Origin of the sequence: Paenibacillus sp. FSL R10-2736 (assembly GCF_038000245.1) — a bacterium.
In the GTDB taxonomy this organism is placed as follows: Bacteria; Bacillota; Bacilli; order Paenibacillales; family Paenibacillaceae; genus Paenibacillus_AQ; species Paenibacillus_AQ phytohabitans.
This window is the reverse complement of the sequence record NZ_JBBOBN010000001.1, coordinates 5952874-5977186: the sequence shown is the minus strand read 5'-3', so window position 1 is coordinate 5977186 and position 24313 is coordinate 5952874. Positions and strand designations below refer to the sequence as shown.

Annotated in this window: 25 protein-coding genes; 17 read left to right on the top strand and 8 right to left on the bottom strand. The window is 51.1% G+C overall.

Features of this window, described 5'->3' with window-relative positions; genetic code table 11:
* Positions 1-128: 128 nt before the first annotated feature.
* The 7 genes from recQ to NSQ73_RS25445 all read left to right on the top strand — a co-directional run bounded on the left by recQ (position 129) and on the right by NSQ73_RS25445 (position 7098).
* Positions 129-1955: a DNA helicase RecQ gene (gene recQ / locus NSQ73_RS25475; protein WP_340988632.1), complete on the top strand. Its 1827-nt coding sequence runs from the start codon at positions 129-131 to the stop codon at positions 1953-1955.
* A 15-nt stretch (positions 1956-1970) separates the two neighbouring features.
* On the top strand, positions 1971-3881 hold the full coding sequence (locus NSQ73_RS25470) for a B12-binding domain-containing radical SAM protein (RefSeq protein ID WP_340988631.1): 1911 nt from the start codon (positions 1971-1973) through the stop codon (positions 3879-3881).
* Positions 3882-4135: 254 nt separating this feature from the next.
* Complete coding sequence (locus tag NSQ73_RS25465; RefSeq protein ID WP_340988630.1) at positions 4136-4669, top strand: GNAT family N-acetyltransferase; 534 nt, start codon at positions 4136-4138, stop codon at positions 4667-4669.
* Positions 4626-4796: a hypothetical protein gene (locus NSQ73_RS25460; RefSeq protein ID WP_340989438.1), complete on the top strand. Its 171-nt coding sequence runs from the start codon at positions 4626-4628 to the stop codon at positions 4794-4796. The genes NSQ73_RS25465 and NSQ73_RS25460 overlap by 44 nt, the downstream gene beginning before the upstream one ends.
* A gap of 3 nt (positions 4797-4799) precedes the next feature.
* On the top strand, positions 4800-5249 hold the full coding sequence (locus NSQ73_RS25455; RefSeq protein ID WP_340988629.1) for a nucleotidyltransferase family protein: 450 nt from the start codon (positions 4800-4802) through the stop codon (positions 5247-5249).
* A gap of 157 nt (positions 5250-5406) precedes the next feature.
* The gene (locus NSQ73_RS25450; protein ID WP_340988628.1) at positions 5407-5958 is read left to right on the top strand and encodes a histidine phosphatase family protein; all 552 of its coding nucleotides are present in this window, start codon (positions 5407-5409) and stop codon (positions 5956-5958) included.
* A gap of 297 nt (positions 5959-6255) precedes the next feature.
* Positions 6256-7098, top strand: coding sequence for a hypothetical protein (locus NSQ73_RS25445; protein ID WP_340988627.1), 843 nt, complete (start codon positions 6256-6258; stop codon positions 7096-7098).
* A 580-nt stretch (positions 7099-7678) separates the two neighbouring features.
* On the opposite strand, the gene NSQ73_RS25440 is transcribed toward NSQ73_RS25445, so the two are convergent.
* From NSQ73_RS25440 to NSQ73_RS25420, 5 genes are all read right to left on the bottom strand, one after another.
* Positions 7679-8641 (bottom strand): alpha/beta hydrolase, encoded by a 963-nt coding sequence (locus tag NSQ73_RS25440; RefSeq protein WP_340988626.1) that lies wholly within the window; start codon positions 8639-8641, stop codon positions 7679-7681.
* A gap of 88 nt (positions 8642-8729) precedes the next feature.
* Entirely contained in the window at positions 8730-9698 is a 969-nt protein-coding gene (locus tag NSQ73_RS25435; RefSeq protein WP_340988625.1) for a type I phosphomannose isomerase catalytic subunit, read from the bottom strand.
* A gap of 323 nt (positions 9699-10021) precedes the next feature.
* A complete protein-coding gene (locus tag NSQ73_RS25430; RefSeq protein ID WP_336102975.1) occupies positions 10022-10447 on the bottom strand; it encodes a VOC family protein in 426 nt (141 codons plus the stop codon).
* Positions 10448-11053: a tRNA (mnm(5)s(2)U34)-methyltransferase gene (locus NSQ73_RS25425; RefSeq protein ID WP_340988624.1), complete on the bottom strand. Its 606-nt coding sequence runs from the start codon at positions 11051-11053 to the stop codon at positions 10448-10450.
* Positions 11053-12009: a TIGR01212 family radical SAM protein gene (locus NSQ73_RS25420; protein ID WP_039301554.1), complete on the bottom strand. Its 957-nt coding sequence runs from the start codon at positions 12007-12009 to the stop codon at positions 11053-11055. The genes NSQ73_RS25425 and NSQ73_RS25420 overlap by 1 nt, the downstream gene beginning before the upstream one ends.
* A gap of 244 nt (positions 12010-12253) precedes the next feature.
* Between NSQ73_RS25420 and NSQ73_RS25415 the strand changes: the two genes are divergently transcribed.
* Both NSQ73_RS25415 and trmB read left to right on the top strand, forming a co-directional pair.
* Positions 12254-12436, top strand: coding sequence for a hypothetical protein (locus NSQ73_RS25415; RefSeq protein ID WP_039301551.1), 183 nt, complete (start codon positions 12254-12256; stop codon positions 12434-12436).
* Positions 12437-12769: 333 nt separating this feature from the next.
* Complete coding sequence (gene trmB, locus NSQ73_RS25410) at positions 12770-13486, top strand: tRNA (guanosine(46)-N7)-methyltransferase TrmB (protein ID WP_042134479.1); 717 nt, start codon at positions 12770-12772, stop codon at positions 13484-13486.
* Positions 13487-13620: 134 nt separating this feature from the next.
* On the opposite strand, the gene NSQ73_RS25405 is transcribed toward trmB, so the two are convergent.
* Positions 13621-14736, bottom strand: coding sequence for a UDP-N-acetylglucosamine--LPS N-acetylglucosamine transferase (locus NSQ73_RS25405; RefSeq protein ID WP_042134480.1), 1116 nt, complete (start codon positions 14734-14736; stop codon positions 13621-13623).
* Between the two features lie 55 nt (positions 14737-14791).
* Positions 14792-15319, bottom strand: a complete 528-nt coding sequence (locus NSQ73_RS25400; protein WP_042233383.1) for a phosphatase PAP2 family protein — start codon at positions 15317-15319, stop codon at positions 14792-14794.
* A 408-nt stretch (positions 15320-15727) separates the two neighbouring features.
* On the opposite strand from NSQ73_RS25400, the gene NSQ73_RS25395 reads away from it, so the two are divergent.
* The 4 genes from NSQ73_RS25395 to rplT all read left to right on the top strand — a co-directional run bounded on the left by NSQ73_RS25395 (position 15728) and on the right by rplT (position 18400).
* Complete coding sequence (locus NSQ73_RS25395; protein WP_042134481.1) at positions 15728-16966, top strand: glycosyltransferase family 2 protein; 1239 nt, start codon at positions 15728-15730, stop codon at positions 16964-16966.
* 287 nt (positions 16967-17253) lie between these two features.
* Positions 17254-17751 (top strand): translation initiation factor IF-3, encoded by a 498-nt coding sequence (gene infC / locus NSQ73_RS25390; protein WP_039301536.1) that lies wholly within the window; start codon positions 17254-17256, stop codon positions 17749-17751.
* 57 nt (positions 17752-17808) lie between these two features.
* Positions 17809-18009 (top strand): 50S ribosomal protein L35, encoded by a 201-nt coding sequence (rpmI, locus tag NSQ73_RS25385; RefSeq protein ID WP_036696104.1) that lies wholly within the window; start codon positions 17809-17811, stop codon positions 18007-18009.
* Between the two features lie 31 nt (positions 18010-18040).
* A complete protein-coding gene (gene rplT / locus NSQ73_RS25380) occupies positions 18041-18400 on the top strand; it encodes a 50S ribosomal protein L20 (protein WP_036649386.1) in 360 nt (119 codons plus the stop codon).
* A 118-nt stretch (positions 18401-18518) separates the two neighbouring features.
* Here the strand turns inward: rplT and NSQ73_RS25375 are convergent, their stop codons facing one another.
* Positions 18519-19061, bottom strand: coding sequence for an acyl-CoA thioesterase (locus tag NSQ73_RS25375; protein ID WP_039301523.1), 543 nt, complete (start codon positions 19059-19061; stop codon positions 18519-18521).
* A 305-nt stretch (positions 19062-19366) separates the two neighbouring features.
* On the opposite strand from NSQ73_RS25375, the gene NSQ73_RS25370 reads away from it, so the two are divergent.
* From NSQ73_RS25370 to NSQ73_RS25355, 4 genes are all read left to right on the top strand, one after another.
* Positions 19367-20446, top strand: a complete 1080-nt coding sequence (locus tag NSQ73_RS25370) for a BMP family lipoprotein (protein WP_171717614.1) — start codon at positions 19367-19369, stop codon at positions 20444-20446.
* A gap of 178 nt (positions 20447-20624) precedes the next feature.
* A complete protein-coding gene (locus NSQ73_RS25365) occupies positions 20625-22163 on the top strand; it encodes an ABC transporter ATP-binding protein (RefSeq protein ID WP_340988623.1) in 1539 nt (512 codons plus the stop codon).
* A complete protein-coding gene (locus NSQ73_RS25360; protein WP_039301514.1) occupies positions 22156-23232 on the top strand; it encodes an ABC transporter permease in 1077 nt (358 codons plus the stop codon). Before NSQ73_RS25365 ends, NSQ73_RS25360 begins: the two co-directional genes overlap by 8 nt.
* The gene (locus NSQ73_RS25355; protein WP_042134484.1) at positions 23233-24183 is read left to right on the top strand and encodes an ABC transporter permease; all 951 of its coding nucleotides are present in this window, start codon (positions 23233-23235) and stop codon (positions 24181-24183) included.
* The last annotated feature ends 130 nt before the right edge of the window (positions 24184-24313 follow it).

Here is a 24313-nt window from a genome sequence, read left to right as displayed (position 1 = left end):
GTGATTTTTATGTAAATTTTATGTAACAGGCCCAAAAGGAGTGCTAGGATATCTGCTTCAAGCGGTTGCCTAAGTACCCTGTTGCCCGGTAAACTAAAGGTAGAAAGTCTTAAGGAGTCAGAAGAGATATGAAGATGCAAGGATCACTAATGGAGCAAGCGCAGGCTGAACTGCAAAAATATTACGGGTATCCCGATTTCCGGGAAGGCCAGAAGAAAATTGTGAACAATCTGCTCGAAGGCCGCGATACGCTGGGCATCCTGCCTACCGGAGGCGGTAAATCGATCTGCTATCAGGTTCCGGCACTGCTGCTGCCGGGACTTACACTTGTTGTGTCCCCGCTGATCTCGCTGATGAAGGATCAGGTGGACGCCCTTACTACCGCCGGAATTCCGGCTGCCTATATCAACAGCACCCTAAGCGGCAAGGAAGTGAATGACAGGATCCGCGCTGCCCGCCGGGGCGAGCTGAAGCTTCTGTATGTGGCGCCGGAACGTCTGGAGCTGGACTGGTTCCGCCTGGAGATGGCAGGGCTGTCCATCTCCTGCGTGGCTGTCGATGAGGCGCACTGCGTATCGCAGTGGGGCCATGATTTCCGTACCAGCTATCTGGCGGTGTCGCCGTTTGTAGAGGAGCTGCCGCAGCGGCCGATTCTGGCCGCTTTTACCGCTACCGCTACACCTGAGGTTATGGAGGATATGGTCCGGCTGCTGCGTCTGCGCGATCCGGGCGTCTTCATGACCGGACTTGGCCGTGATAATCTGGCCATGCAAGTGCTGCGCGGAGAGAATAAGCGTGAATTCGTACTAGACTACACGGCGCAGCATTCGCATCAGCCGGGTATCGTCTATGCCGCCACCCGCAAAGAGGTGGATGATCTCTATCAGCGGCTGCAGGCGGCGGGAGTCGCCGCGGGCCGCTATCATGCCGGGATGAGCGACCAGGAACGGGCCGAGAACCAGGAAGGGTTCCTGTATGACGATATCCGCGTCATGGTTGCAACGAATGCTTTTGGGATGGGGATCGACAAGTCCAATGTCCGTTATGTCATCCACTATAATATGCCGAAGAATATGGAGGCTTATGTCCAGGAGGCCGGACGTGCCGGCCGCGACGGGGAGCCGAGTGACTGTATTCTGCTCTTCAGTGCACAGGATATCATGACGCAGAAATTCCTGATTGAGCAGAATCCGCAGGACACAGAGCGCAAAGCCAACGAATACCGCAAGCTGCAGCAGATGATTGATTACTGCTACACCACCCGTTGCCTGCGCAGTGCACAGCTGGATTATTTCGGCGAGAATCATGACGATGATCCGTGCGGCATCTGCAGCTCCTGCACCGATGAACGGCAGCTGGTAGACATGACGGTGGATGCTCAGAAGATCTTCTCCTGCATCCACCGCATGCGTGAACGCTACGGGGTGGCGCTGGTATCCTCAGTGCTGAAGGGCTCACGCAATCAGAAGGTGCTGCAGTACGGCTTCGAGAAGCTGCCGACCCACGGGGCGATGTCCGGGCGCAGCGAGAAGGAGATTACCGAGAGCATCAATGTGCTGATCTCGGAGGGTTATCTGGCCTTGTCCGAAGGCCAGTATCCGGTCGTGCGCCTGCAGCCGCTGGCTGCCGAGGTGCTGCGCGGCCAGCGTGAGGTTCACCAGCGCGTGGCCCGCACGCTTGTCACCTCCGGCACGCGGGACCGCAGCCGTACGCGCGACCATTCGCCGTCGGCCGTCAACGAGACGGTCTTCGAGCAATTGCGCCTGATCCGCCGGGAGCTTGCGGGGCGCGAGCATGTGCCGTCCTACATCATCTTCAATGATGCGACGCTGCGCGAGATGAGCGTGGTTTGTCCGCAGACGGAAGCGGAGATGCTGAGGGTGAAGGGTGTCGGCGAAGTGAAGTACCGCAAATACGGCAAGGCATTCCTGGAGTTTTTTCAAAATGAAATGTAAAGAAGGTTATAAGGCATGAGAATCATCCTGGCCACATTAAATGCCAAATATATTCATACGTCACTGGCGATCCGGCTTCTGAAGGCGTACAGCGAGCATGAATTCGAAGATATCCTTTTGGCGGAATACACCATCAAAGATCCCTTGATGAATATCGTGTCGGACCTTTTCCAGAAGCAGCCGGATGTGATCGGCTTCTCCTGTTATATCTGGAACATTGAAGAAACGGTCAAGCTGGTCGCGATCCTCAAGCAGGTGATGCCGGAGGTGAAGATCGTACTTGGCGGGCCGGAGGTGTCTTATGAGCCGCTGTACTGGATGAAGCGGGAAGCCGGAATCGACTTCGTAGTCAACGGGGACGGGGAGGAGACCTTCCATCATCTGCTGCAGGAGATCCGGGATGAGCACAAGTATCATTTCGTATACGGCGCTGCCTACCGCAAGGGGGAGGAACTGATTGTCAACCCGCCGCGTCCCAAAAGCGACCTTAATACCCTGCCGACGCCACACCGGTTCGCGGATGATCTGCCGGAGCTCAGTAAGCGTATTGTGTATTTTGAGACGAGCCGGGGTTGTCCCTTCAACTGCCAGTTCTGCCTGTCCAGCATCGAGGTAGGCGTGCGTTATTACGATATTGAACGGGTGAAATCCGATCTGCTCTATCTGATTGAAGGCGGGGCCAAGGTGATCAAATTCCTCGACCGCACCTTTAATATCAACCGCAATTACGCGATGGAGATGTTCCAGTTCCTGATCGACAATCACCAGGGCTGTGTGTTCCAATTCGAGATTACAGCGGATATTATGCGTCCGGAGGTGCTGGATTTCCTCGCCCAGAATGCGCCGCCCGGAGTTTTCCGCTTCGAGATCGGTGTGCAGTCGACCAATGACGAGACCAATGAATTGGTCAAACGCCGTCAGAACTTCACGAAGCTGTCCCGCACGGTAATGAAGATCAAGGCCAGCGGCAATATCGACCAGCATCTCGATCTGATTGCCGGACTGCCGATGGAGGATTATTCGACCTTCCGCAAGACCTTCAATGATGTATTCGCCATGGAGCCGGAGGAGCTGCAGCTGGGTTTCCTCAAAATGCTCCGCGGCACCGGGCTGCGCGCCCAGGCGGCCAAATACGACTATACGTACATGGAGCATGCGCCGTACGAAATTCTCAGCAGCCATGTCATGCCGTTCTCGGACATTATCCGGCTGAAGCGGCTGGAGGACGTGCTGGAGAAGTACTGGAACAGCCAGCGCCTGGCTCATTCGGTCAAGTATCTGATCCGCCATGTCTTCCCGTCACCATTCGATTTCTTCCAGGAATTCGGCGACTACTGGGAAGCGCGGGGCTGGCAGAAGATCGGACATCAGCTCGAGGATCTGTTCACCCGGCTGCATAATTTCCTCACGGACCGGGGGACGGCGTCCATGGACATCATCACCGGACTGATGAAGCTGGATTATTTCCTCGGCCATAAGTACAAGCCGCGCAAAATCTGGTGGGATGAGGTGATGGGCAAGTCGGAGTGGGCCAAATACCTGAAGCAGATTGCCGGGCAGCCGGAGCTGATTTCGGCCAAGCTGGCAGAAGCGGGCTTAAGTGAGCGTGAGCTGCAGAAGTACATCGTGCTGGATGTGCTTCCGTTCCGGCTTGAGCCGGTGCTGGATTCGATCAGCGGGCTGCGATTTGACGGCTTGGATGGTGCTGAAGGCGAGAACGCTGGTATTGCTGTAGCAGAAGCCGCAGAGAATGTGACGGCTGGGATAGCAACGCCGAATTCTGCGGCAGCATTGGCTGTGGCCGAGGGGGCAGCCCCGGCTCTGGCTGATGCGCATCCGGGTTCAAGCGATGGCAGTACGCTGCTGATTGTGCTGTATCAGCAGGACGAGAGCCAGCGGGCGCAGTATTACACGCTGCCTATATAGCCGGAAGCCAGCTGCTGAATCAGCAAGAACTTGCGGCTATATAACCCGCACTGAGGACTACAACCAAATCAAACAAGTAACTGATTAATCGCTTCGGCTATAGGATAAGCCGGAATTGCCCGATTCCTCAGATACTGATTCCCAGATTGGTTGCTGGCAGAATTAAACTTTTTAAGTTCGCGCTTGTATCGGTAATAGTAAACAGCTTAAGTTAGGCTCATGGGAAATATGCTGTTTGGGGGAGGGATGTAAGGATGAGTCTGGATCAGCGCATTACATTGTTCAGGTATGAAGAGAAGCATGAGGAGAAATTTAAGGACCAGTTGCTGAGCTTTCAGCTTCCTCCGGAGCAGGCGGAGTTTACCGGGCTGCCTGAAGAGACGCTGCAGGATGCCTGCACGGATGCCGGCAAAATGGGAGTCGTCATTGCCCAGGGAGACCGGGCGGTAGGCTTCTTCGTTCTTCATACCGGAGAAGGCATCGCGGACTTCTTCCAAGACTACTCCGGCGCAGTGCTTCTGCGCGCATTTTTGATGGATTATTCCAGCCAGGGACAAGGCTTCGCCAAAGCAGCGATGGCCCTTCTGCCTGATTTCGTCCGCCGTCATTACCCGGAAGCAGAGCAGATTGTGCTGGCCGTTAATGAGCGCAACATCCCTGCCGGACAGCTATACGCCCGGGCAGGGTTTCAGGATTACGGGCTGCGGCGCAGCGGGAGCAAAGGGCCGCAGCTGATTTTACAATATGAGCTGGCTACTGAGGCCGTGGCTCCGGCTGCCCATGGATGATGGGGATATCCTTCGCAATCGTCTGACGGAGCTGTTCTCCCGCAATATGCTGCTGATGGATATTTTCAAGCGTGCTCAAGGTCTGGGTCCGTTTCCTTATTATATTGGTGCAGGGTGTCTGGTTTAGGCGGTGTGGAACGAGCTTACCGGGCGGGAGCAGGGTTACGGAATCAGTGATATTGATATAATCTACTACGACGGGCATGATTTGAGCTATGCTGCGGAGGACCGGATGATCGCCAACGGACGTGAGCTGTTTGCAGGTATTTCAATTCCGGTGGATATCAAGAACCAGGCCCGGGTTCATCTGTGGTACCGTGATAAGTTCGGTGTAGAGCTGGCACCTTACGCTTCTCTGGAGGATGCAATTAACAGCTGGCCGACAACAGTCACATCGCTGGGGGCGAGACTCAGCAGCGAGGGTAAGTGGCTGGTATACGCACCGTTCGGTCTGCACGATCTGTTTCATTTAATCCTGAGGCCGAACAAGGCGCTAATCAGTGAGGATGTCTACTTGAATAAGACACGGAAATGGAAGTCGAAATGGCCGGAGCTTACGGTTGTCCCATGGGGGCAGTGAAGCTTCGGCTTTTTGCTGTGTTCATGACGTTCTACTACTTCAGCAGATGCGATATGAAGAGCGTGGCAGGCTTCCATTAAGAAATACGACCGGGTAGGATTGTGTAGCAGGAGGAGCGAATAGATTTAGTACCAAAAAAAGATGCAGGGGGATTTCAATGACACAGTTTTATCTCATTCGCCATGGTGAACCCGAGTGGAACATCAATGAGCAGTATAAATTAAAGGGCCATGGCCGGGATCTGGTACCTCTTACGGAAGCAGGAGTGAACCAGGTATATTGGACAGCAAAGGATGAGCGTTTAAAAGAGGCAGAAGTGATTGTCTCTTCTCCATATACGAGAGCCCTTCAAACGGCCGCTATTTTATCCAAGGAACTCGGTTTAGACATAAAGGTTGAATTGGATTTAAGGGAATGGCAGCCTGACTTAACCTTTGAATATGATTCCCTGGAGCGGCTTGCAGAGCTGGGGAACGATTATGATGCTAATCATGGAGTGTATCCTCCCGGGGTAACCAAGCTTTGGGAGTCCAAAGAACTGCTGAAGAACCGCATTGAGAAGGTAATTGACAGATATCTCGGATATAAAAAAGTGATCATTACCGGACACGGCATGGCTTTTCGTACCCTGGTAGGAGAGGTGGAAGAAATTCCGCATGCTTCGATTACCGGATATAATAAAACGCAGGCTGTAATAGAAACAACGTAATTGTAATTGGTGGTATCCGGTGTTAATATCAGAAATGAGATGCCTATAAAGGAGCATAAACCGTATCATGTGGATGACTCTGTAAAGATTAACAAGTCTAAAGAATGCCTGTAATAGTGAACGCACTATTGTATTAGGCATGTCTTTCTTTAATCTTACAGGGTATGCAGGATAAGGTGTATCATAAAAACCACTCTGCGGATACCTTTGGGTATCCGCTTTATTTTTACGGGAATAACGCATCTCCCTTGATTCTTACCTGCCTATCCTCCTGAAAATGAATGGAGGAACTACTATATGCAAACTAAATTGATCTTAATCGAGGGCTTACCGGGCTCCGGGAAATCAACTACGGCTCAGCTGGTGCAAGAAATTCTTACGGAGAGAAATCTTAAGGCCAGGCTATTCCTTGAAGGAAATTTGGATCATCCTGCTGATTATGATGGAGTCGCTTGTCTAGATGAAGTTGAATACGATGATCTATTAAGCGCCTATGAGGAATTCAGGGATTTATTAAGCCCATATACATGGAATCAAGGAAATAGTTATTTCGTGGAATACCGGAAACTAATCAATGAACACGGTTCAAGTATTCCAAATGAAATGCTGGATACTTTGGTGAAGCACGATGTGTATGAATTGCCGCTACCCCGAAATAGGGAACTGATTACGGAAAAATGGAAGCAGTTTGCGGAGAGTGCCTTAAATGGCGCTGACCTTTATATTTTTGATTGTTGCTTCATACAGAATCCTGTGACCATGGGAATGATCAAACATGATGCCGCCAAGGAAGACGTCACAAGTTATGTTATTGAACTGGCAGCCATTGTAGAAACGCTGAATCCGCTTCTGATATACGTTGACCAGAACGATCTTGATTACTCTTTCGGCAAGGCTGTTGAAGAAAGACCCCGGGAATGGTCAGAAGGGTTTATTGACTATTACACCAAACAAGGGTTTGGCAAGAAACACGGCCACCATGGTTTGGCAGGGACTTTACAGGTTCTTAAGGCAAGAAGGGGACTGGAAGAAAGGATCTTTAACGGCGTAAATATGGCTAAGACAAAAGTGAACAATTCTTCATATGATTTAGATGCGTACAGAGAGGTTTTAGTGAAGATAATATCAGATATAAACTGAAGGGATTCCCAAGGCAGATAAGCGATGGAACCTGGAATTGGATCATCCTCAAGCTTGGGCCTGAATTAGGTGCAATCGGTAAGGATTGAGACCGTTCTCAAGCAGAGCGCTTAGCAGATAACTGTATTTCGTGCAGTTAAAATACGGCGAAAAGCCGGATGAGCAGGGATAACTGTATTCTGTACAATTAAATTAGAGAATAGTGCGCTTTTATGGCATAGGAGCATTTTATAAGTGTATAGAGTGCAATTAAAACTCCTTCTGCGCAGAAAAAGATCGTTTTAGTTGTACATTTTACAGTTAAAGCTTGAGGGGGAGTCTCATACCGGGATGCGCAATTCCGCGGGGATCCTGCAGAAAATACAGCAATAGTTGCTGCTGCAATGTCAATCAGGTGGAGGCACCCTGGGCAGCAGCAGAACTTTGGCAGCATAAGCGAAAGCGAGGTACGCCGTCAGAGACGTCGTACCTCGCTTTATTTTGGATACATACCGATTTAAGCTACTGACATTTCTCAGCATTTCCCCTGCGGGTTACACGAATGGTCAGCCAGGGCACCAAAGTCAAAGCTCCATTGAAGCTAATTCGCCGTAGGCTGAAGCCGCATGGAGCCGGCAGGGAGGTGGCGGGCAAGCCAGTCCAGCACATCGGCGGTGACCTCATCCCGGTTGACCTCGTTCAGCATCTCATGCCTGCCTTCAGGGTACAGCTTGCACTCTACGTCCTGTATTCCCTGCCCGCGGTACAGTTCGGCCAGACGCTTCACCCCTTGACCGTTCATCCCCACGGGGTCTTTCTCTCCGGCGAACAGATAGACAGGTTTATCTCTGCACAAGGTCCGCAGGGTGGCCCTGGTATGAAGCTCCCGCAGCATATGGAAGAAATCCCGGAAGAAGCGGGTAGTGCAGATCGCCCCGCAGAACGGGTCGGAGATGAAGTGGTCCACCTCCACAGGGTCTCTGCTAAGCCAGTCAAAGGCGGTCCTGACAGGAGAGAAGGCACGGTTATAAGCGCCAAAGACAATGCCGTTCAACAATACGCTGCGATGGTGGTCTCCCTGCAGCCTTAGCTGCATTGCCGACAGCGATTCTGCCAGCCGCAGCATGCTCCGCGGACCGTTGGTACCGCTGAGAATGAAGCCGCTGTAGATTTCGTTACCTTCTTCGCACATCAGCTTCTGGGCCAGGAAGGAGCCCATGCTATGGGCGAACAGGTAAATCGGCACATGCTGATGCCGGGAGCAGGCGATTCCCGCAAGCTGCAGCAGATTGCGGCGCATCCAGTAGAAACCGTTCTCCCCGGTATCGCCTAGCAGATTGACTTGGCCGGCGGTGAGGCCATGGCCCCGGTGGTCATTGGCATACACCGCATAACCGGCTGCGGTGAGCGCGGACGCAAAACGGGCATAACGCGCAGCCGTCTCACACATGCCGTGAGAGATCTGCACGATCCCTCTGACGTCAGCTCCAGCTTCCGGCAGCCATTCATAGACATGGATTTTGACACCTAGTGGATCCGTCATCGTAAAGGTGTTCTCTGTCATCGCCGTCCTCCTGAAAGTTAAATTCAGCAATCCTAGCGCAAGAGTACTTCGTTAAACTAAATCTGCCCGGTATACAAGTTATGGTTGCTTACGGCAGATAAGAGCGGAGAACCGTGGACATGCCTTCGATGCTGTAAGCGCCGAGGCTGGACGGGAGCAGATAGCATTCGCCTGCTGCATAAGGCTGGGAGCCGTCTTCCCAGATCAGGTGGCCGCTGCCTTCACAGATCACCAGAATGGTGAAGCTGTCGTCCGTGGTGGCAAGCTGCCATTCACCGGCGACCACACCTTTTTCAACGATGAAATAAGGGGAGGAGGCGATTTGCAGCCATTCACCGGTCACTGCACCGTCTGTCTTCATCGAGGTCGCGCCTGCACCTTCATAGGCAGTAACATTCAGGGAATCCTCAATATGCAGCTCGCGGGGCTTGCCGTCCAGGCCGGGACGGTCGTAATCATAAATCCGGTATGTAGTGTCGGAGTTCTGCTGGATTTCGGCTACAACGACACCTGCGCACAAGGCGTGAACGGTGCCTGCGGGAATATAGAAAGAATCTCCTGCCGCTACAGTCACTTCCTGAAGGCTGTCCATAACGGTCCCGTTCTCAAGTGCATCCTGCAGAACCTCGCGGGTTACGCCTTCTTTCAGACCGTAGATGATTTTGGCACCCGGCTTGGCATCCAGCACGTACCACATTTCTGTTTTGCCCAGTTCGCCCTTGGGTAATCCGGCATAATCATCAGTAGGGTGTACCTGTACGGAAAGATTGTCATTGCAATCGAGCAGCTTGATCAGCAGCGGGAATCTTCCGCCGTCTTCCGTAATGCCCTTGCTGCCGAACCATTCATGTCCGAACTGCTCACGGATGGCATCCAGACCTAGTCCGGCAAGTTCGCCATTCACAACAGAAGAGGTTCCGTTCGGGTGGTCAGCGATCATCCAGCCTTCACCGATATGGCCTTCCGGCAGCTCCAGGCCGAATTTCTCCAGCGCACGGCCTCCCCAGACACGTTCTTTGAACTCCGGCTGAAATTTCAGAGGATATGGTTTAGTCATTACAACATCTTCCTTCCTGATTATAGAATGTTTAAGACTTAATATTTAAACGGTACATCGGACTATAACCCAATAAGTAACCGGTCAAACGCTGGTCAGACCCTGGTCAGACCCTGGTCAACCAAGCCGGATCATATGTGACACGCTTAAGCTCACACATTATTGGCAGCATCATGGTTATGTTGTACTTATTACAACATTGATTGAGTGATACCAGGGTGATTGGAAGCATTGTTGTACAAAATACAAGAATTTTGCCGCTAAAATACTTGCAGGAGGAGAAATGCTGCCTTTTGTACAACAATTTGGATGGAAATCGCTATTTATGAAGAAAATGTTGTATTTCGTGCAGGATTTGTAGGACTATGCGCCGGTTGGAAGAACTCAAGCTTCTCGCTGTCCGGTCCCTCGAAGAAGAAATAGCGGCTGCCGTTCGCGAGCTCTGAAATACCGGTCAGTGCCGGGATGCCGAGTCCGGCAAGTCTTCTGTGCTCTTCCTCAATGTCATCGACTGTGAAGGCGGTATGGCTTACCCGTCCTTCCTGCGGCAGACCCTCGAATGCCCGTTCAATCAGTTCAATCTCAACACTGGCCTGTCCGGGGAAGCTGAGAAAGGCGAGACGCACTTCATCTCCAGGCTGGCCCAGAATACCCTGAAGCGTCAAGCCGATGACCTCCTGGTAAAATTGCAGTGAACGCTCAAGAATGTCCACTTTAATGCCGACATGCTCCATTTTGGTTACTGCCATTTAGTGATCAGCTCCTTTTTTCTTCTCTACAGCTACAACATACGGGGCGGAATCGCGCTGCAGCTGGCGGTACACGATGGATTGCGCGTCCGGCTGGGCCAGTCCGGCGGCCCAGGCTTCCACGGCGGCAGCTTCACGGCCGCCGCCTTCGTGGCCGGGATACAGCACGGCCGTGATGATCCCGCCCGGGCGCAGCAGCAGCAGCGCCGCCTCCAGCGCGGCCAGCGTGCTCTCCGGCTCGGTGATGATGGTCTTGTCGGCATCGCCTGCAGGCAGATAGCCGAGGTTGAACATCACCGCCGAGACCGTTCCGCGCCAATCCTGCGGAACGGCTTCAGCCATTGCTGCATGGCTCCGCTGCAGCAGCGTCACGGGAGACAGCGCAGCAGGCGCTTCCTCCCGGGCCAGCCGCAGGCGCTCTCCGGCAAGAGCCAGCGCCGCGTGCTGGATGTCGAAGCCGTAGACCCCGCCGCGCGGCCCCGCCGCCTTGGCGAGGAACAGGGTGTCGCTACCTGTGCCCACGGTGGCGTCAATGGCCCGTCCGCCGGGGGCGAGCCGCTCGGCGGTTAATTTATGAGCAAAGCTAAGGACGGACATGAAGCCCATTAGCCCTTCCTCCAGTACTTACCCTGCCAGGTATCACGGGCAATCAGCTCGTGGTCAATGGCATTCAGAACTTCCCACTTCTTCAGGCTCCACATCGGGCCGACCAGGGAATCACGCGGAGCATCGCCGGTCAGGCGGTGGACAATCATGTCCGGCGGCAGAATCTCCAGCGAGTCGGCAATCAGCTTCACATACTCATCCTGCTCCAGGAAGCGCAGCAGGCCGGCTTCGTACTGCTTCACCATCGGCGTTTTGCGCATGAGGTGAAGCAGGTGGATTTTGATCCCCTGCACGCCCATGTTGGCAACAGCAGATACAGTCTCCAGCATCATCTCGTGCGTTTCCTGCGGAAGCCCGTGAATGATATGGGTGCAGACCCGGATACCGTGACGTCTGAGCTTCGCAACGGCTTCGGTATAACAGGCTGTATCATGCGCCCGGTTAATCAGATCGGAGGTAGACTGGTGGATGGTCTGAAGACCCATCTCCACCCACAGATAGGTGCGCTTGTTCAGATCGGCAAGGTATTCGACCACATCATCGGGAAGGCAGTCCGGCCGGGTAGCGATGGCGAGACCGACCACACCCGGCTGCTGCAGGATAACCTCATAATATTCCCTTAGCTCCTCAACGGGAGCGTACGTATTAGTGTAGGCCTGGAAATAGCCGATATATTTGGCGTTTGGCCATTTCAAGTGCTGGCGGTCACGTACATTGTTGAATTGGGTAACCAGATCATCGCGGCGGCTTCCGGCGAAATCACCAGACCCTCTGGCGCTGCAGAAAGTGCAGCCTCCTTTGGCGATGGAACCGTCACGGTTTGGACAGGTGAAGCCGGCATCCAGCATGACCTTGAACACCTTGGTATCCATCTGATCACGCATTTCATAGTTCCAGGTATGGAACCGTTTATCCCCCCACAGAAGCGGAGAGGAGGTCTGTAGAAGATTAGACATGTGCAGCTCCTTTCATTAACCTTCCCATTGTATCAAAAATCAAAGAAGAGCGTAACAATTACTCCCGGAAATCCGGCGGGAAAAGGCTAGAAATAGGCAGGAAACAGCCGGGATTTCGCTTGTAAATGCTTACACAATATGTTATATTTAAAGTGTAAAAAAGCCGCTGCAGCAACCACAATCACATTTTTGAATTCATAATTTCGTGTCGTCCGGTCCATAATAAACCATAGAGGTGATAACGATGAATTCTCCAACGGTGTTTCCCGATAATAAAGGTTCGATTGATGTGCAGCTGACTCCTGATGAGGCCCTTGCCCTGACAGGCGTGGAATTTAACGGCAACCACAAGATTAAGACCGAAGCGCAGCGCAAGATCCGCAGTGCCTTCGAGAAGACATTTGATTTTAACGCTCCGGCAAGGTAGACTATGTACTGTTGAAAAGTGGACCCCAATTCCAAATACAACAAAAAGGGATTTTCCAACCGGCCTTTTTCAGGCTGGACGGGGAATCCTTTTTTTTGGATTTTTGCAGGGATATTTTCAGCTTCCTGCTTAAATCCCTTTACTTTTGACGGCAAGTTCGGCACAATATTGCAAGTGGCAGTTATCCTAGAGACTGCGACGAAATAAAGTACCGCTAATTTGTTGACAAAACTCCCAAAACCGTGGAGATTTTGTCAACAAAAGCGGGTACTAATTTCCTCGCAGCTCCCTATTCACAGATAATGCAATAAGAGATAAGCGGAGGAATACCTAATGCGTTTACGCGGAAGAAAAGGAATACGTGAAAGCCTTGAGGAGCAGACTGACCTGGTCATTCTTGATCCACGCAGCCTGAAGGGCCGTTGGTCGGAGCTGTTCGGCAATGATCATCCGATTCATGTGGAGTTCGGAATGGGCAAGGGGCAGTTTATCAGCCAGATGAGCTTCAAATATCCCGGTATCAATTTTATCGGCGTTGATATGTACGATGAACTGGTCCGGCGTGCAGCCGAGAAGGCCAGAAATGTGTGGGAGCCGGCAGGGGAAGAGACGCCGCCGAACGTCAGAGTGGCACTGGCCAATATCGATTATGCGGAGGAAGTATTTGCTCCGGGTGAACTGGAGCGGATCTACCTGAATTTCAGCGATCCGTGGCCGAAGAGCAAGCATGCCCGCCGGCGTCTGACGCATCCGCGTTTTCTCGACAAATACCGCGGGCTGCTTAGTCCGCTTGGCGAAATCCACCTGAAGACGGATTCCCGCAGCCTGTTTGAATTCTCCCTGAATGCTTTTGCCGACTATGGTCTGCAGATGAAGAACATTTCCCTTGATCTGCATGAAGGCGGCGTGATCAATGAAGAGCATGTCATGACGGAATATGAAACCAAATTTTACGGACGCGGTGTGAACATTCAGCGCTGCGAGGCCATTGTCGGGGAAGAGGCGCTTAAGCAGTATCAGGCCTCCCGGCTGGACAAATACCGCCTGTAGTCCTTTCGACATTATTAGCTGTATAGTGCAAATGGCAGTCCGGGGAATCTTCCCTGGGCTGCCATTTGCCGTTTATCATCCAATATAAGGAGGTGTATGCCTTAGGTCCCATTGTTCTATAAGAATCCGGGAGGCTATTCCAGCATGTCAATGATGCTCTGGGCGCTTTGCAGCGGGTTGAACCGGGAAATCTCCTCCAGATGGGCTTGACGTTTGGCCCGCACATCCCCGTAGTCACCCAGCAGCCGTTCCATCCAACGGTCGACCACATCTAGGGAGCTTATCGGTTCCCCGAAGCCGGCGGCCGTGAAATAACGGCAGTTTTCTTCTTCCTGCCCCGGCAGCGGTGAATGGAAGAGCATAGGGATGCCCTTGGCCAATCCTTCGCTGCAGGTCATTCCGCCGGGCTTGGTGACCAGCAGGTCCGAGACCTCCATGAGCTTATCGACTTCACGGGTGAAGCCCAGCAGCTTGATGTTGGGGTGGCTGTAGCGAGGGTCTTCCTGCATTCCGCGCAGCAGCTTGTCATTCTGTCCGAGGCAGAACACAAGCTGCACCTTCTCCCGCCAGCCGGCGAGGGCCTCGTTCACCACTTCATCGTTCATCATGCCCCAGCCGCCGCCCATGACCATGACCGTAGGCATGTTCCGGAGGCTGAACTGCTTCTGGATCTCTTCCCGGCCGGGATGCTCCCAGAAATCGGGATGTACCGGCATACCGGTTACCCGGATCTTGGCGGCAGCAACACTGCGGCGGCGGAGCTTAGCCTTGACCTCCGGTGTAGAGACCAGATAACGGTCTACTTCAGGACTGATCCAGCTGGCATGGGCGTCGTAATCCGTGATGACTGTGATCAGCGGCGCTTTCAGCGACGGGTCCAGCCGTTTCAGCCGGGAAACCACAGCGCCGGGAATGAAATGAGTACAGACGATGATGTCCGGTTTCAGCTGCTTCACAATATTTTGCGTATGCGTATAAAATATGCGGTGCAGGGCAAGTGTGGTAAGACGATTGAATGATTTCTGGTGCCGGTAGACGTAGCCCATCAGCCGGGGCTGGGAGATCACCGTTTTGCGGTAGGCAGAGACAATGATCGGCGCCATCTTGGGATTGAGGAAGCTTCCGAGCTCCAGCACCTTCGTCTGCACATCAGGCGACAATTTGCGCAGGCTGCTCGACAGCGCGTATGCTGCCTGGGTATGCCCTGCGCCGAAACCTTCCGACAGCAATAATACTCTTTTTTTGCGCAATGTATAGTTCACCTGTTCTTTAGTGGTATTCAGGGGTCCGGCAGCCGGGAGGGCGTCAGACCCATAGCGCAAGCGTGCCTGCGGCAACGCCGGAGCCGATTACCGCACCAGCGATGACATCGGACGGATAATGCAGCCCGAGATAGATCCGGGAGAAGCCGACCGTGCAGGCGAGCGGAAGCAAGATATAGGTCAGGGCAGGGTAGGCCATCATATAAGGAACCGTAGAGGCGAAGATAGCTGTAGTATGGCCTGAAGGAAAAGAATGATCCTTAAGCGGATTATGAAACGTATTGGTGCCCGGCAGCGCCAGATAAGGCCGCATGCGCGGATAGAGCTTTTTGGCAACGGCAACGGGCAGATGGCTTACAGCCAGTGCGGTCAGTGCCTGCAGTCCTGTAGTTCTCCATGGCTGTGGACACAGTGCCCAGATCAGAAGATTGATACCGATGGAGCTCGTAGCTCCTCCGAGATGAGTGAGGTACCAGAGCCAGAAGTTCAGAAAACGGTTATGCAGCCGTCCGTTAATCCATTGAAAGAGAAGCCGCTCCAAGAGATGCAGTTTCTTGAAAAAAGGTCTCATATCTTGTCCCTCCGTTAGTCCGGCTAAAGATATTTGGCGCAGCTTAAGCAGCAGGTTCCAAGACCTGAAGCTGTCTTTATCATACTTTTTTAAGGCAGTCCATTTCAAGAAAAAGCTCGGAATCACTCGAAAAATGCCAGTTTTGACTTGTGTACCCCAATGCGTCTACAATGATTCAAGCAGGAAGATCCCGTTTATAAGGTAACAGAGAAATAAGGATTCGGCCATGATCCGGATACCATGTTCATATCTTAGGAACGGGGCTATACACAATTCGGAAGCCTGCCCGAGAAAAAGGGATAATTCTTGTCTGCTGTAAGGGATGCAACAAAAGGGTCAGAAAGAACGTTAACAAGCCTGAGAGAGAAAGAGAACATCTAGACTTGGAAAAGGGGGCATCAAAAGATCATGACAGACGCATTGTTTGTTACGCTCCAAGTGATCTTGGCGGCAATTGCAGTTTATCAGTTTGCATTCTCACTGTTTGGGCTGCACAAGAAAAAGAACAAGGTTAAGTATGCGCCGCAAAAGTCATTTGCCGTACTGGTTGCCGCGCACAACGAGGAAGAAGTAGTCGGCGCGTTAATGGAAAATCTGAAGCAGCTTAATTATCCCCAGGAACTGTACGATGTATTTGTCATCTGCGATAACTGTACGGATAATACAGCAGCCATCGTACGGGAGCACGGCATGAATGCCTGTGTACGGACCAACACGAATCTTCGCGGAAAAGGTTATGCTATCGAGTGGATGCTCAAGGAGCTGTGGGCGCTGCCCCGCCAGTATGATGCTGTCGTGATGTTTGATGCCGACAACCTCGCGCATACCGAATTCCTGACCGAAATGAATAATGATCTATGCTCAGGCGGCCGTGTAATTCAAGGTTATATCGATACCAAGAATCCGGAGGATTCATGGATTACCGCTGCTTATGGCGTATCCTACTGGTACATCAACCGGCTCTGGCAGCTGTCGCGCCATAATCTGAATATGGCCAACTTCCTCGGCGGAACAGGCATGTGCTTCGAGACGAACCTGCTCAAAGAGATGGGCTGGGGGGCCACAAGTCTGGTGGAGGATTTGGAATTCACCATGCGCAGCGCTTCTAAGGGTGTGTATCCAAGATTTAACTATGATGCTAAAGTCTTCGATGAGAAGCCGCTTACGTTCAAGGCTTCCTCCAGACAGCGTCTGCGGTGGATGCAGGGGCATTTCACAGTCGCCCGCCGTTATTTCTTCCCTTTGCTGTGGCAGAGCATCAAAGAACGCAGCCTGACGAAGTTTGACTTGGCGCTCTATGGAGCGAACGTCTACATTGTGCTGCTGACGTTCCTGATGACGGCGGTAATGTGGATCGACAACTCCATGTTCGATGGTCCGCATATTGCTAATATTTACGGTCATTTGCCGCTCTGGCTGAGCTACTTTGCCATTGGCGCCAATATTTTGACCTTCCTGCTGGCCATGGCGCTGGAGAAGGTGAAGTTCAAGAAGGTATATCTGTACCTCCTGGCCTTCCCGGTTTATCTGCTCTCGTGGTACCCCATTACGTTCTACGCGTTCTTCACGCAGAACAACAAGCAATGGAGCCATACCAAGCACACGCGTGTGGTGCGGCTTGAGGAAGTGCAGAGCAAGCAAGTGTAGTATAATGCCTGATTGTTATCTAAGTATTTTTTTGGGAAGATATTGACACTGTTCGCTCAGTGTTGTATAGTATTCAAGTATGCAAAACATAGGGATTGCAAGCAGAAGCACCGGCTTCTCACCTGAACGGCTAAATTGCCGGCTGGTTTTGATCTCAATGCTTTATGAATGGTTATAATTCATGAACGTTGATCAAACGGGGTGTCGGGGAGTTACCGGCATCCCTTTTTTATGGAGAACCGCATTACAAGAAGATCCGGAGGTGGAGTATTATCAGTAAGGAACATATGATCAATGATGAAATTCGGGCCAAAGAGGTCCGGCTGGTTGGAGCAGAAGGTGAACAAATCGGGATCAAACCGATCCGCGAGGCGTTGCAGATGGCGATCGATCTTAATCTTGATTTAGTCAATGTAGCACCGCAGGCGAAACCGCCGGTATGCCGCATCATGGATTACGGCAAGTTCCGTTATGAAACGCAGAAGAAAGAGAAGGAAGCGCGCAAGAACCAGAAGATCGTGGACATCAAGGAAGTCTGGTTCCGTGCTAACATTGAAGAACATGATTATCAGACCAAGTTCCGCAATGTTATCAAGTTCCTGGGCGAAGGCGATAAAGTGAAGTGCTCCGTTCGTTTCCGCGGACGTGAGATTACCCATGCGAGTATCGGCCAGAAAATCCTGGAGCGTGTGAAGAACGAAGTGGAAGATATTTCTGTTGTTGAGCGCCAGCCTAAGCTGGAAGGCCGCAGCATGATTATGATTTTGGCTCCTAAAGCCCAATAATCCTGGAGTCACTTGCACAGCAATTTGGCGCCGCATAATATTCAAGGAGGAAACACCATGCCTAAAATGAAAACACATAGCAGCCTGAAAGGCCGCTTTAAGATCACTGGAACTGGTAAAGTATTGCGTTACAAAGCTCACAAGAACCACTTGCTGTCCCACAAATCGAAACGCGCAAAACGCGTATTGAACGGCAATCCAGTAATGGCCCCTGGGGATGTAAGACGTTTGAAACAAGGACTTGCTAACTTGAAATAGTTAATTACACATTTTTGGGAGGTTTATTAATATGGCAAGAGTTAAAGGCGGATTTGTAGTTCGTCGTAGACATAAAAAAGTATTGAAACTGGCAAAAGGTTACTTCGGTTCCAAGCACCGCATTTTCAAAACAGCTAAAGAGCAAGTAATGAAATCGATGGTTTACGCTTACCGTGACCGTCGTCAGACTAAACGTAACTTCCGCAGACTGTGGATCGTTCGTATCAACGCAGCAGCGCGTTTGAACGGTCTTTCCTATAGCAAGCTTGTATACGGCCTGAAATTGGCTGGCGTAGAAGTGAACCGTAAGATGCTGGCTGATCTGGCAGTGAACGATCTGAACGCATTCAACTCCCTGGCTGTAGTTGCCAAAGAGAAGATCAACGCGTAAGAATGATATAAACCGAAAAGCACCGCCTGCGGGATGTCCCGCGTGACGGTGCTTTTTTGTGCCGTAAGGCTGAGCTGCTGCTCCCTGCTATATTGAAGGAACAGAATTCCGGAGAGTGCTATTCCCAGTACTTTGTTGTGCTAAGCTGTGAAGCCAGCTTCTTGCTGCTGGCGCGTCTGATCTTGCGCAGCTCCGAACGCTCGTTGGCCGATTGGCAGATCAGCTTCTCTTCCTCAGTCTCGGCAATGATGGCCGGAACCGGGGATGGAGTGCCGTCTTCATGGACTGCAACGAAGGTAAGGAACGATGTAGCCGCAACAGCGCGTTCGCCTGTATAGAGGTTCTCCGAGATGATTTTGACGAATACCTCGATGCTGGTGCGTCCCGTCCAGGAGACAAAGGATTCGAAGCAGACGGAATCAGTTGGCCTGATCGGCAGAAGGAAGTCTACAGAGTCAGCGGAGGCGGTTACCACGTTCGTACGGCAGTGGCGCATGGCCGAGATGGAGGCGACTTCATCAATTGTGCTCATCAGTTTGCCGCCGAACAATGTTTTGTGGTTGTTAACATCATTCGGGAAGACACGGCCGGTTTTGAATACGCGGGATTCGTGGCAGTATTTAGAGGCCGGAACAACTTGAGGTTTGTTTTCTTGATCCATTTCAGTAACTCCCTTTGCGAACAATATGTAAACATTCATGATAATAGAAAAGCCATCACTGTGCAATAATAACGTTAATGCGCGGGTATCACAAGATGAATTTCGAGGTTTCCTGACACCTACCATACATAGCGGTTACATGCCGTGTCATGGTAAGCGGTTTCTTGTTGAAAAATGCAAATTATTATTGACCTGAGGTCATTAATAGACTGGATTTTAGCTTTTTTTGCAGGTATAATTTGTTCTAATGGTATGTCCAAGCAGAACACAGAAGACATCCAATTTTCTAAGGGGGATCACATTCGATGAAGAAGTTTTACCAACTATCTTTAGTTATGGTTATGGCATTCACTGTTATTTTGGCAGGATGCGGAAACAATAACAACGCAAACACCAATGCTGGAGCGGCAACTACTGCACCAACCACAGATGCAGCAGCAACAGAAGCACCAGCAGCAACTGAGGCTCCTAAGGCTGTCAAACTCGGTCTCGTAACTGACGTGGGCGGCGTTAATGACAAATCCTTTAACCAATCCGCTTGGGAAGCCCTGCAGGCTCTGGAAACAGAATCTGGCGCTGAAATCAAATACCTGCAAAGTAAATCCAATGCAGACTATGAGCCAAACCTTAACCAATTCGTTAAAGGCGGCTATGATCTGACTTGGGGTATCGGTTTTGACCTTGGCGATGCAGTGTTGAAGGTTGCTAATGAGAACCCGACTGCTAACCTGGCGATTATCGATAGCGTAGTAGAAGCTCCTAACGTTGAATCTGTTACATTTGCTGAGAACGAAGGATCCTTCCTGGTAGGTGTTGTTGCAGGTCTGACAACCAAAACTAACAAAGTAGGCTTCATCGGCGGTATGGAAAGCCCGGTTATCAAACGTTTCGAAGTTGGCTTCAAAGCCGGCGTATTGGCAGTTAACCCTACTGCGAATGTAACAATTACTTATGCAGGTGCTTATGACAAGCCTGATACTGGTAAATCCCTGGCTGCTACCCTGTATGATGCAGGCAATGACATCATCTTCCCGGCTGCCGGCGCTACAGGTAACGGCGTATTCAATGAAGCTAAATCCCGCAACAAAGCTGGCGGTACTAAAGTATGGGTTATCGGCGTAGACAAAGACCAATCCCTGGAATTTGGCGATGACGTAACTTTGACTTCCATGATCAAACGTGTTGACGAAGCGGTTAAGAAGGTTTCCCAGCAAGTGGTTGACGGAACATTCAAAGGCGGCACTACAACTGTTCTTAGTCTGAAAGACAACGGCGTAGGCCTTCCTGAAACATCCAAAGCTAACGTTTCTGCAGAAATCCTGGCTAAAGTTGACGAGTACAGCAAACAAATCATCGATGGAACAATCACTGTTCCTGCCGAGTAATTCTTTGCCTCACCTTTACTGGATTTAACCATATCAAGAAACAAGGCCGGTTACTTGAGCTGGCCTTGTTCTCTGTTACAACATTTGTTATAGGTATACACAGCGGTACCGTCCTGCATAGGGCGGTACAGCCGTGTCTATAAGGCAGTATTATATATTCTGTGATGAGGGTGATACCATGAGTGCTGCGGCTCCTGTCGTAGAGTTGAAGCAAATCACAAAACGCTTTCCCGGTATTGTCGCGAATGACTCTATCAGTCTGACGCTGGAAAAAGGCGAGATACATGCACTGCTTGGTGAGAATGGGGCAGGCAAATCTACCTTGATGAATATCGTATTCGGACTGTACCAGCCCGATGAAGGCAGCATCGAAATCGACGGGAAACCGGTTATTATCGATAACCCTAATAAGGCTATTGAGCTTGGCATTGGTATGGTTCACCAACATTTCAAGCTAGTAGAGCCTTTTACGGTAACCGAGAACATTGTTCTTGGCATGGAACCGAAAAAAGGTCTTAAAATCGACTATAAATCCGCTGCGGAGCAGGTTCGTAAGCTATCGGAGCAGTACGGTCTTCAAGTCAATCCAAATGCCAAAATTCATGACATTTCGGTAGGCATGCAGCAACGGGTAGAAATTATGAAAACCCTGTACCGCGGAGCGGATATACTTATATTCGACGAGCCTACCGCTGTACTTACGCCCCAGGAAATTACTGAACTGATGGCGATTATGAAGCGGCTCGTTGCCGAAGGCAAGTCCATCATACTTATTACCCATAAGCTGAAAGAAATTATGCAGATTTCCGACCGTGTAACCATTATCCGGCGGGGCAAGGTAATTGATACCGTTAAGACCTCCGGAACGAATCCGAACGAGCTGGCCGAAAAAATGGTCGGACGCGGTGTTACCTTCAAAGTAGACAAGCAGCCTGCACATATTGGTGAAGGCATCCTGAAGCTGTCGGATGTCAGAAGTAAAAGCAAGGATGGGGTCCCTGTGCTGAACGGCCTCAGCTTTGAAGTGAAAGCGGGCGAGATTCTGGGGATTGCAGGAGTCGACGGCAACGGACAAAGCGAGCTTATTCAGGCGATTACCGGTTTGCGCAAGATCGATTCAGGTTCAATTACAGTTTCGGGCAAGGAAATTGCCAACCTCTCTCCGCGTAAAGTGTCTGAAATGAATGTCTCCCATATCCCTGAAGACCGGCACAAGCATGGGCTGGTACTTGATTTCACTGTAAGTGAGAATATGGTGCTGGAAACGTATTATAAGAGCCCGTACAATCAGAACGGATTCTTGAATAAGGATGTTATCAACCAGCATGCAGAGGATCTGGTGAAGCAATTCGATGTGCGTACGCCTTCAATTGAGAACAAAGCCCGGTCATTATCCGGCGGTAATCAACAGAAAGCGATTATTGCGCGGGAAATAGACAAAAATCCGACGCTCCTGATTGCAGCACAGCCTACACGCGGCCTTGATGTCGGAGCCATTGAATTTGTTCAGAAGCAGCTGATTGCCCAGCGCGACCAGGGCAAAGCCGTATTGCTGATCTCTTTTGAACTGGACGAAATTATGAATGTATCTGACAGAATTGCCGTTATCTACGAAGGGCAGATTGTCGGAGAAGTATTCCCGCAGGATACGAATGACCAGGAACTGGGTCTGATGATGGCGGGCAGCTTGAAGCGGGGAGGCCACGCGGATGTCTAGAATCAAAAAAATATTCGCTACAGACACCTACATTATTCCGCTTATTGCGATTCTGTTGGGTTTCCTGGTCGGCGCTATCGTTATGCTGATTGGCGGATACGATCCGGTTGCAGCCTACTCGGCGTTATTCAAACGCGTATTTGGCAGTCCATACGATTTCGGTGAAGCTGTGCGCGAGATGACTCCGCTAATGTTCACAGGTCTCGCGGTAGCCTTTGCTTTCCGCTCAGGGATGTTTAACATTGGCGCCGATGGTCAGGTAATGATTGGTATGACGGCTGCTTCAGTAGTCGGCATCAAGCTTGGCGGCGTATTGCCTGCATTCCTGCTTGTACCTCTTGCGGTGATTGCAGCGGGTGTATGCGGCGGACTTTGGGCGGGGATTGCCGGTTACCTGAAGGCCAAACGCGGAATCAACGAAGTTATTACTACGATCATGTTGAACTGGATTGCGCTCTTCCTGTCGAACTATATTGTCCGGACATTCCTGCTCTTACAAGGACAGAACCGTTCGGAAGATAATCCGGCATCGCTGTCGATGACCTTCCTGTTCTCCACATTCGACAATGCCCGTCTGCACTGGGGAACGGTTATTGCCCTTGCAGCAGCTACATTCTTCTACGTCTATTTGTGGAAAACCAAGCAAGGTTACGAAATGCGTGCGGTAGGTTTGAACCCGCATGCTGCAGAATATGCAGGTATGAATGTAGGACGCAATGTGATCAAAGCGATGTTCATCAGTGGTGTGTTCGCCGGATTGGCGGGAGCTGGTGAGGTACTGGGTGTGTTCCATTATCAATCGGTATTCGCGGCATCACCTGGTTATGGATTCGACGGTATCGCTGTGGCTCTGCTCGGGCTGACTCATCCGCTCGGCGTCATTCTCGCTGCTATTCTATACGGTACGCTTACGTATGGTTCTGCAGGGATGAGCTTTGGTGCTGATGTACCTCCGGAGCTGATCCGTATTGTCATCGGTTCAATTATTTTCTTCATTGCTGCGCAAGGCATTGTACGCTGGGTGCTCAAACCGTTTTACTTCAAGCGCAAGAAAGAGAAGGTGTTATAGATGGAAGTCTTAGGCCAACTGCTCAATACAACGCTTGTTTTTTCCACGGCGCTTATATTTGCCGCCCTTGGCGGCATCTTCTCTGAACGATCCGGTGTCGTCAACATCGGACTTGAAGGCTTGATGATGTTTGGTGCATTTGCTGCAGCAGTAGGCGGGTACTATGCTCAGGAAGCAGGAATGGGTGAATGGGCGCCATGGGTTGGTGTGCTTAGTGCCATGGCTGTGGGTGTCATTGGTTCACTGATTCATGCGGTGGCTTCGATAACCTTCAAGGCCGATCAGACGATAAGTGGTACGGTCATCAACTTCCTTGCCGCAGGCAGTACACTGTACATGGTTAAGCTAATCTTCGACGGATCCGGTGAAACTCCGCTGATCGACGGTTTTAGCAAAGTAGCCATTCCCGGACTTTCCAAGATACCAGTGATCGGAGAAGGGATTTTTAATTCCTATCCAACGACCTACTTAGCGATTATATTGGTAGTTGTTATTTATTTCGTCCTGTTCAAAACTCCGTTTGGACTCCGTCTGCGTGCAGTCGGTGAACATCCGAGTGCAGCTGATACACTGGGTGTAAATGTAAACAAGATGAGATATATTGGTGTAATGCTTAGCGGCCTGCTGGCTGGTATCGGCGGAGCTACGATTACTTTGACAACTACCGGTACGTTTGCGCACAATACCATCTCCGGACAAGGCTTCATTGCCATTGCGGCGATGATCTTCGGTAAATGGAATCCGCTGGGTGCTTTCGGAGCAGCCGTATTCTTCGGTCTGTCCCAGGCCATCCGTAACTATGTGCAATTGTTTGAATGGTCCAAGAGTATTCCGCAGGAATTCATTTTCATGATTCCTTATGTACTAACCATCATCGTCCTGGTCAGTGCAGTCGGACGTTCTTCGGCACCTAAGGCTTTGGGGGAACCGTACGACCCGGGTAAACGCTAGGGTCAGTTTCTCCTTGTTTAATTCTTTTTCGTAGCAGAGCGCATTTCCGGTTATCCGGAAATGCGTTTTTTTGTTAGCGGTGATGCTGCTCCTTCATGATTCGGGCAGGACAGATGTACAGGCAAATACC

Coding starts and splice junctions, on each gene's coding strand:
- rpmI (WP_036696104.1), top strand. CDS start 17,809: ATGCCTAAAATGAAAACACATAGCAGCCTGAAAGGCCGCTTTAAGATC.
- NSQ73_RS25420 (WP_039301554.1), bottom strand. CDS start 12,009: ATGTCTAATCTTCTACAGACCTCCTCTCCGCTTCTGTGGGGGGATAAA.
- NSQ73_RS25355 (WP_042134484.1), top strand. CDS start 23,233: ATGGAAGTCTTAGGCCAACTGCTCAATACAACGCTTGTTTTTTCCACG.
- NSQ73_RS25415 (WP_039301551.1), top strand. CDS start 12,254: ATGAATTCTCCAACGGTGTTTCCCGATAATAAAGGTTCGATTGATGTG.
- NSQ73_RS25375 (WP_039301523.1), bottom strand. CDS start 19,061: ATGGATCAAGAAAACAAACCTCAAGTTGTTCCGGCCTCTAAATACTGC.
- NSQ73_RS25395 (WP_042134481.1), top strand. CDS start 15,728: ATGACAGACGCATTGTTTGTTACGCTCCAAGTGATCTTGGCGGCAATT.
- NSQ73_RS25445 (WP_340988627.1), top strand. CDS start 6,256: ATGCAAACTAAATTGATCTTAATCGAGGGCTTACCGGGCTCCGGGAAA.
- NSQ73_RS25400 (WP_042233383.1), bottom strand. CDS start 15,319: ATGAGACCTTTTTTCAAGAAACTGCATCTCTTGGAGCGGCTTCTCTTT.
- infC (WP_039301536.1), top strand. CDS start 17,254: ATGATCAATGATGAAATTCGGGCCAAAGAGGTCCGGCTGGTTGGAGCA.
- recQ (WP_340988632.1), top strand. CDS start 129: ATGAAGATGCAAGGATCACTAATGGAGCAAGCGCAGGCTGAACTGCAA.
- NSQ73_RS25460 (WP_340989438.1), top strand. CDS start 4,626: ATGAGCTGGCTACTGAGGCCGTGGCTCCGGCTGCCCATGGATGATGGG.
- NSQ73_RS25450 (WP_340988628.1), top strand. CDS start 5,407: ATGACACAGTTTTATCTCATTCGCCATGGTGAACCCGAGTGGAACATC.
- NSQ73_RS25365 (WP_340988623.1), top strand. CDS start 20,625: ATGAGTGCTGCGGCTCCTGTCGTAGAGTTGAAGCAAATCACAAAACGC.
- NSQ73_RS25435 (WP_340988625.1), bottom strand. CDS start 9,698: ATGACTAAACCATATCCTCTGAAATTTCAGCCGGAGTTCAAAGAACGT.
- rplT (WP_036649386.1), top strand. CDS start 18,041: ATGGCAAGAGTTAAAGGCGGATTTGTAGTTCGTCGTAGACATAAAAAA.
- NSQ73_RS25360 (WP_039301514.1), top strand. CDS start 22,156: ATGTCTAGAATCAAAAAAATATTCGCTACAGACACCTACATTATTCCG.
- NSQ73_RS25370 (WP_171717614.1), top strand. CDS start 19,367: ATGAAGAAGTTTTACCAACTATCTTTAGTTATGGTTATGGCATTCACT.
- NSQ73_RS25430 (WP_336102975.1), bottom strand. CDS start 10,447: ATGGCAGTAACCAAAATGGAGCATGTCGGCATTAAAGTGGACATTCTT.
- trmB (WP_042134479.1), top strand. CDS start 12,770: ATGCGTTTACGCGGAAGAAAAGGAATACGTGAAAGCCTTGAGGAGCAG.
- NSQ73_RS25470 (WP_340988631.1), top strand. CDS start 1,971: ATGAGAATCATCCTGGCCACATTAAATGCCAAATATATTCATACGTCA.
- NSQ73_RS25465 (WP_340988630.1), top strand. CDS start 4,136: ATGAGTCTGGATCAGCGCATTACATTGTTCAGGTATGAAGAGAAGCAT.
- NSQ73_RS25440 (WP_340988626.1), bottom strand. CDS start 8,641: ATGACAGAGAACACCTTTACGATGACGGATCCACTAGGTGTCAAAATC.
- NSQ73_RS25425 (WP_340988624.1), bottom strand. CDS start 11,053: ATGGGCTTCATGTCCGTCCTTAGCTTTGCTCATAAATTAACCGCCGAG.